At 68.0% G+C, this 6,169-nt stretch carries 7 protein-coding genes; all 7 read left to right on the top strand.

Annotation, left to right across the window (positions count from 1 at the left end):
• Positions 1 to 448 precede the first annotated feature (448 nt).
• Positions 449 to 844: a diacylglycerol kinase gene (locus tag ACKN61_RS19100; protein ID WP_057918974.1), complete on the top strand. Its 396-nt coding sequence runs from the start codon at positions 449 to 451 to the stop codon at positions 842 to 844.
• 145 nt (positions 845 to 989) lie between these two features.
• Complete coding sequence (locus ACKN61_RS19095; RefSeq protein ID WP_031373892.1) at positions 990 to 1,733, top strand: TerC family protein; 744 nt, start codon at positions 990 to 992, stop codon at positions 1,731 to 1,733.
• Between the two features lie 388 nt (positions 1,734 to 2,121).
• On the top strand, positions 2,122 to 2,760 hold the full coding sequence (locus ACKN61_RS19090; RefSeq protein ID WP_036149658.1) for a LemA family protein: 639 nt from the start codon (positions 2,122 to 2,124) through the stop codon (positions 2,758 to 2,760).
• A 13-nt stretch (positions 2,761 to 2,773) separates the two neighbouring features.
• Positions 2,774 to 3,700 (top strand): TPM domain-containing protein, encoded by a 927-nt coding sequence (locus tag ACKN61_RS19085; RefSeq protein ID WP_408950805.1) that lies wholly within the window; start codon positions 2,774 to 2,776, stop codon positions 3,698 to 3,700.
• On the top strand, positions 3,700 to 4,191 hold the full coding sequence (locus ACKN61_RS19080; protein ID WP_408950804.1) for a TPM domain-containing protein: 492 nt from the start codon (positions 3,700 to 3,702) through the stop codon (positions 4,189 to 4,191). Before ACKN61_RS19085 ends, ACKN61_RS19080 begins: the two co-directional genes overlap by 1 nt.
• Positions 4,192 to 4,390: 199 nt before the next feature.
• On the top strand, positions 4,391 to 5,284 hold the full coding sequence (gene lgt, locus ACKN61_RS19075; RefSeq protein WP_031373888.1) for a prolipoprotein diacylglyceryl transferase: 894 nt from the start codon (positions 4,391 to 4,393) through the stop codon (positions 5,282 to 5,284).
• Positions 5,285 to 5,288: 4 nt separating this feature from the next.
• Positions 5,289 to 6,083, top strand: coding sequence for a thymidylate synthase (locus ACKN61_RS19070; protein WP_408950803.1), 795 nt, complete (start codon positions 5,289 to 5,291; stop codon positions 6,081 to 6,083).
• Positions 6,084 to 6,169: the final 86 nt, after the last annotated feature.

The following is a 6,169-nucleotide window of genomic DNA, read 5'->3' as shown; positions in this document are numbered from 1 at the left end:
TCCCTGTCTTATCGGAAAACGGCGCACGTCCTGTGCGCCGCCCTCCGGGTCTCCATTTGACCGGTAAAGCAACGGCTACAGCCGGAGCCGGAGCCACAACCACAGCCACAGCCACAACCAGAGCCACAACCAGAGCCAGAGCCTCGACGGCCGCGGTCTGAGTTGCCCTCACCCGAATCTCATCGGGCCTTACGACGGCCCTCGCCCCACCCGCGCACCAGCGCCCCGCACGCCCGGGCCACCCAGAACCGAGATCCGGCCGCCTGCCGTCAGGGCGCCCCTGCCGGGCTTGTGGCAAAATCCCCGCCCTGTAGCGGCCGTCGGCCGCGCCCGGCCTGTCCCGGCCCCGCACGATCGAGACCCGCGTCCATGCCGACCTTCGAGCCGTCTCCGCCCGAGTGCCTCCGTCGCAATGCCGCGGTCCCCTCGTCGCAGGGAGTCCGCCTCCATGGCTGACGAATACGGGCATCTGCCTCGCGGCCCCGGACGCATCCTGAAAGCGGCGACCTGGTCGTTCCAGGGCCTGCGTGCGGCCTGGCTGCACGAGTCCTCGTTCAGGCTCGAGGTCTACCTGTTCCTGGCCCTCGCGCCAGTGGGCTGGTGGTTCGGCGAAAGCGGGGTCGAGCGGGTGCTGCTGATCGGTTCGATCCTGCTGGTGCTGAGCGTGGAATTGCTCAACTCCGCGGTCGAGGCGGTCATCGAACGCTACGGCCCGGAGTTCCACGAACTGGCCGGACGCGCCAAGGACATGGGCTCGGCGGCGGTGTTCGTGTTGCTGATGAACGTGCTGCTGACCTGGGCGGCGATTCTCGGCCCCCGGCTGTGGACCCATTTGATGGGCTGAGCGCGCCCCCGGGGCCGCCCGCGCCATCCGGCCGGCTTCATCGCCTGGCTTACACCGGGCCGCCACGGCGGCCCACCGGCGCGCCCCTCGGCGCGCCGTCTGCGGATCCGGTCCGCGGGTTTCTTCGTTATCGACATCTTGAGGTATGCCGCACGTGATTGAACTGCTGACCGATCCGCAAGTCTGGATCACCCTGATCACCCTGAGCGCGATCGAAATCGTGCTGGGCATCGACAACCTCGTCTTCATCTCGATCGCGGTCAGCAAGCTGCCCTACGAGAGCCGCGAGAAGGCGCGCAAGTTCGGCATCGCGGTGGCCTGCATCTCGCGTATCGCGCTGCTGCTGACGCTGGCCTGGCTGGCCGGCCTGACCAACGATCTGTTCACCGTATTCGGCCAGGGCATCTCGGTGCGCGACCTGGTGCTGATCCTCGGCGGCGCCTTCTTGTTGGTGAAGGGCTCGATGGAGGTCAAGGACCTGATCGTCGGCGAGGACGAATCCGAAGACGTGCACACCAAGCCGGCGGCCTCGTTCATGGCGGTCATCGCCCAGATCGCGGTCATCGACATCGTGTTCTCGCTGGACTCGGTGATCGCCGCGGTCGGCATGGCCAACCACACCCCGGTCATGGTCGCCGCGATCCTGCTCGCCGTGGCGGTGATGCTGCTGGCGTCCAAGCCGCTGGGTTATTTCATCGACCACAACCCGACCATCAAGATGCTGGCGCTGGCCTTCATCGTCCTGGTCGGCGTGTATCTGATCGCCGACGGCCTGGAAGTGCATATCCCGAAGGGCTACATCTACGGCGCGATGGGCTTCTCGGCCCTGGTGGAATGCTTGAACCTGTGGGCGAAGAAGCGCGCGAACCGGCGCCTCAGCGCCGAATAGGCGCCGAGCCGCATTGGTCGATCGCAAGGGCCGGCAAGCGATTGCCGGCCCGTCTTGTTTGTGGCCGCCAAGCGATTACCGGCCCGTCTTGATTGTGGCCGCCAAGTGATTGCCGGCCCTTCCTGTTTGTGGCCGCCAAGTGATTGCCGGCCCTTCCTGTTTGTGGCCGCCAAGCGATTGCCGGCCCTTCCTGTTTGTGGCCGCCAAGTGATTGCCGGCTCTTCTTGTTTGTGGCCGGCAAGTGATTGCCGGCCCTTCCTGTCTGCGGCGGTGCTTATTGGGGCCGAGCTTATAGCGCCCCGGACGGGCCGGCGTCGTCACACCGCGTCCATTGCGCCGGCCGGCGGCCGGTGCTGGAATGCGGCCGTCACCCAGTAGGAGTCGCGCCATGTTCCGAGCCTTGATCGTGCTTGCGCTGACCGCGCTGCTCAGCGGCTGCGGCTACAACACCATCCAGCAGAAGGACGAGGCGGTCACCGCGGCCTGGTCGCAGGTGCTGAACGTCTACAAGCGCCGCGCCGACCTGGTGCCGAACCTGGTGGCGACGGTGAAGGGCTACGCCAGCCACGAACAACAGGTGCTGACCCAGGTCACCGAGGCGCGCGCCAAGGTCGGCAGCATCAATGTCGACGCCAACAATCCCGAGTCGCTGAAGCAGTTCGAGCAGGCCCAGGGCGAGTTGCGCGGGGCGATCGGGCGCTTGCTGGTGGTCAGCGAGAATTACCCGCAGCTCAAGGCCGACCAGAGCTTCCTGAGCCTGCAGACCCAGCTCGAAGGCACCGAGAACCGGATCACGGTCGAGCGCCAGCGCTATATCGGCACGGTCCAGGACTACAACACCTACATCCGCCAGTTCCCGACCAACCTCACCGCGAAGCTGTTCGGCTATTCGACCAAGCCCAACTTCACCGTCGAGAACCCGGCCGAGATCCAGGAAGCGCCGAAGGTCGATTTCGGCCAGCCGGCGCCCGCAGCGCCGGCCAGCACGCCGCCTGCCGCGGCGCAGCCCGCTCCGGCGCAGGGCTGATCGCCATCCGATGATGGCGTTTCCCGCACGCACGCGCGGGTTCGGCCACGGCACGCCCGTCGCCTGGGTCGCCGTCTGCCTGAGCGTGGTGCTGTTGGCGTTCGCCGCGTTGCCGGTGCGGGCGCAGGCCTCGGCCGCGATCCCGGCGATGACCTCGCCGGTGGTCGACACCACCGGCACGCTCGACGCCGCCACCCGTTCGCAACTGGAAGCACAGGCGCGCGCGCTGCAACAGCGCAAGGGCAGCCAGTTGCAGGTGCTGGTGGTGGCGAGCACCGCGCCGGAGGACATCGACTCGTATGCGGTGCGCGCCTACGAACAGTTCAAGCTCGGCCGCAAGGACGTCGACGACGGCGTGCTGGTGGTCGTGGCCAAGGACGACCGCCGTGTGCGCATCGAAGTCGGCTACGGCCTGGAGGGCGCGATCACCGACGCCCAGTCCGGCCGCATCATCCAGGAATACCTCGCGCCGAAATTCCGCAGCGGCGACTACGCCGGCGGCCTGGTCGACGCGACCGCCATGCTGGTCAAGCTGATCGACGGCGAACCGCTGCCGCCGCCGATGGCGCGCCAGACCCAGGACGACGGCGGTGGCGAGGAGGGCTGGGTGCTCGCCTTCTTCATCGCGATCTTCGGCGGGCAGTTCGTGCGCGCCGTGCTCGGTCGGCTGCCGGCGTTGGTGCGCGGGCTCGCCTCCGGGCTGGTCGTCGGCGGCATCGCCTGGTTGTTGTCGCTGGCCTGGTGGCTGGTCGGCCTGACCGCGTTGATCGGTTTGTTCGTCGGCCTGCTCGGCGGCGGCGGCGGGCAGTTCGTCCGCAGCGGTGGCTGGGGTGGCTACGGCGGCGGCGGTTGGGGCGGAGGCAGCGGTGGTGGAGGCGGTGGTGGCTGGTCGGGCGGCGGCGGTTCCAGCGGAGGCGGCGGCGCCTCGGGGAGTTGGTGATGCGTTGGCTCCGTCATCTGTGTGCGCCTTCGGCCCGGCGGTTGTTTCCCGAAGCCAGCCTGCAACGCATCGCCGCGGCCATCGCGGCCAGCGAGTCGCGTCATCACGGCCAGATCTGCTTCGCGGTCGAGGAGCGCTTGCCGCTGCGCGAGCTGTTCGCCGGCCGGGATGCGCGCGCGGCGGCGCAGGAGGCTTTCGCTCAACTGCGGGTCTGGGACACCGCCGGCAACAGCGGGGTGCTGCTGTATCTGCTGTTGGCCGACCATCGCATCGAGATCGTCGCCGATCGCGGCTATGCCTCGCGGGTCGGCCATGAGCGCTGGCAGGCGGTCTGCGACGACATCCAGCAGGCCTTGAGCGCCGGGGATGCCGAGGCCGCGGTGCTCGGCGGCATCGCCGCCTTGTCGGACATCGTCGCCGAACAGTTCCCGCGCGCGCGCGGCGCGCTCGACGACGGCAACGAATTGCCGGATCGCCCGGTCCTGCTGTAAGCGGGCCGATCGGCGCCGGCGGGCTCCAGGGTCGGCCGGGCCCTGCCCATCGGGGCCAATGCGCGAGTTTGCCGCAATGGGCCGGATCGCTTCCGGAACACTGCGTCCGTGCCGATTCCGGGGCCTAGGCGGCGCCCCTCGTACAGGCCGCGTGGGGCACAATACGGCGGTCATCGTCCCTCAAGAATCGTCACGCCGCATGACCATCCTGCACCAGATCGACCCGATCGCGATCTCTCTCGGCCCGCTGCAAGTCCACTGGTACGGGATCATGTATCTGCTCGGTTTCGTCACCGCCTGGTGGCTGGGGCGGCGCCGGATCCGGGACGGGCGCCTGCCCGGCGTCGGCGAGCAGGCCTACGGCGATCTGCTGTTCTACGCCATGCTCGGCGTGGTCCTCGGCGGCCGCATCGGCTACGTGGTCTTCTACAACTTCGCCGAACTGCTCAAGGACCCCTTGATGCTGTTCCGCATCTGGGAAGGCGGCATGAGCTTCCACGGCGGCCTGCTCGGGGTGATGGCCGCGGCGCTGTGGTGGTCGCACCGCCAGCGCACGCATTTCTTCGACGTGATGGATTTCGTCGCGCCGTTGGTGCCGCCCGGTCTCGGCTTCGGCCGCCTCGGCAACTACATCGGCGGCGAGTTGTGGGGCAAGACCACCGATGCCGGCTGGGGCGTGATCTTCCCGCGCGCGCCGGAATTCGCCGGCTGGACCGCCGAGCAACTGCAGACCCAATTCGCCGGCGGCGGTCTCGACCGTTTCGCCCGCCATCCTTCGCAGCTCTATCAAGCGCTGCTCGAAGGCCTGGTGATGTTCGTGGCGCTGTGGTGGTTCTCGAGCAAGCCGCGTCCGCGCTATGCGGTGTCCGGCCTGTTCGCACTGCTGTACGGCTGCTTCCGTTTCCTGGTCGAGTTCGTGCGCGTGCCCGATGCGCAGATCGGCGATCACGGCTACCTCGCGTTCGGCTGGCTGACCATGGGCCAGGTGTTGAGCGTGCCGCTGATCCTGCTCGGCCTGTTCTGGCTGTGGCTGTCGACGCGCTCGCCGACCCTGCAACCGCAGCCGCTCGCGGCCGAACCGGCGAAGGGCTGAAACCATGCAGCAATACCTCGATCTCCTGCGTCACGTGCTGGAACACGGCACCGAGAAATCCGACCGCACCGGCACCGGCACGCGCAGCGTGTTCGGCTGGCAACTGCGTTTCGACTTGAACGCCGGCTTCCCGCTGGTCACCACCAAGAAACTGCACCTGCGCTCGATCGTCCATGAGCTGCTGTGGTTCCTCAAGGGCGAGACCAACACCGCCTACCTGAAAGAGCACAAGGTCAGCATCTGGGACGAGTGGGCCGATGCCGACGGCGAGCTCGGCCCGGTCTACGGCAAGCAGTGGCGGCGTTGGGCCGGCGCGCAAGGCGTCGAGATCGACCAGATCCGCTGGGTCGTCGACGAGATCAAGCGCAATCCCGATTCGCGCCGTTTGATCGTCAGCGCCTGGAACGTCGCCGACCTGCCGCAGATGGCGCTCATGCCTTGCCACGCCCTGTTCCAGTTCTACGTCGCCGACGGCAAGCTCAGCTGCCAGCTGTACCAGCGCAGCGGCGACATCTTCCTCGGCGTGCCGTTCAACATCGCCAGCTATGCGCTGCTGACCCACATGGTCGCGCAGGTCTGCGGCCTGGGCGTCGGCGATTTCGTCCACACGCTCGGCGACGCGCACCTGTATTCGAACCACTACGAGCAGGCGCGCGAACAGCTTTCGCGCACGCCGCGCGCGTTGCCGAAGTTGAAGCTCAATCCCGAGATCGAGGACGTCTTCGGCTTCAGCTACGACGACATCGCCATCGAAGGTTACGACCCGCTGCCGGCGATCAAGGCGCCGGTCGCGGTCTGAAAGCGCGCCGTGGCATCGCAGGCGGCGGCTTGCGCGCGCAGCTCATGAAACGCGGCCTCGCCCCGGCGCGGCCGCACCGCCACCGG

Origin of the sequence: Lysobacter sp. Hz25, from assembly GCF_046097045.1 — a bacterium.
GTDB classification, from domain to species: domain Bacteria; phylum Pseudomonadota; class Gammaproteobacteria; order Xanthomonadales; family Xanthomonadaceae; genus Lysobacter; species Lysobacter antibioticus_B.
This window is presented reverse-complemented; position numbering and strand designations above follow the sequence as displayed.

Bases quoted from the DNA above. Each gene is read 5' to 3' on its own strand.
- ACKN61_RS19070 (WP_408950803.1), top strand. From the start codon at position 5,289: ATGCAGCAATACCTCGATCTCCTGCGTCACGTGCTGGAACACGGCACC.
- ACKN61_RS19095 (WP_031373892.1), top strand. From the start codon at position 990: ATGCCGCACGTGATTGAACTGCTGACCGATCCGCAAGTCTGGATCACC.
- ACKN61_RS19090 (WP_036149658.1), top strand. From the start codon at position 2,122: ATGTTCCGAGCCTTGATCGTGCTTGCGCTGACCGCGCTGCTCAGCGGC.
- lgt (WP_031373888.1), top strand. From the start codon at position 4,391: ATGACCATCCTGCACCAGATCGACCCGATCGCGATCTCTCTCGGCCCG.
- ACKN61_RS19100 (WP_057918974.1), top strand. From the start codon at position 449: ATGGCTGACGAATACGGGCATCTGCCTCGCGGCCCCGGACGCATCCTG.
- ACKN61_RS19080 (WP_408950804.1), top strand. From the start codon at position 3,700: ATGCGTTGGCTCCGTCATCTGTGTGCGCCTTCGGCCCGGCGGTTGTTT.
- ACKN61_RS19085 (WP_408950805.1), top strand. From the start codon at position 2,774: ATGGCGTTTCCCGCACGCACGCGCGGGTTCGGCCACGGCACGCCCGTC.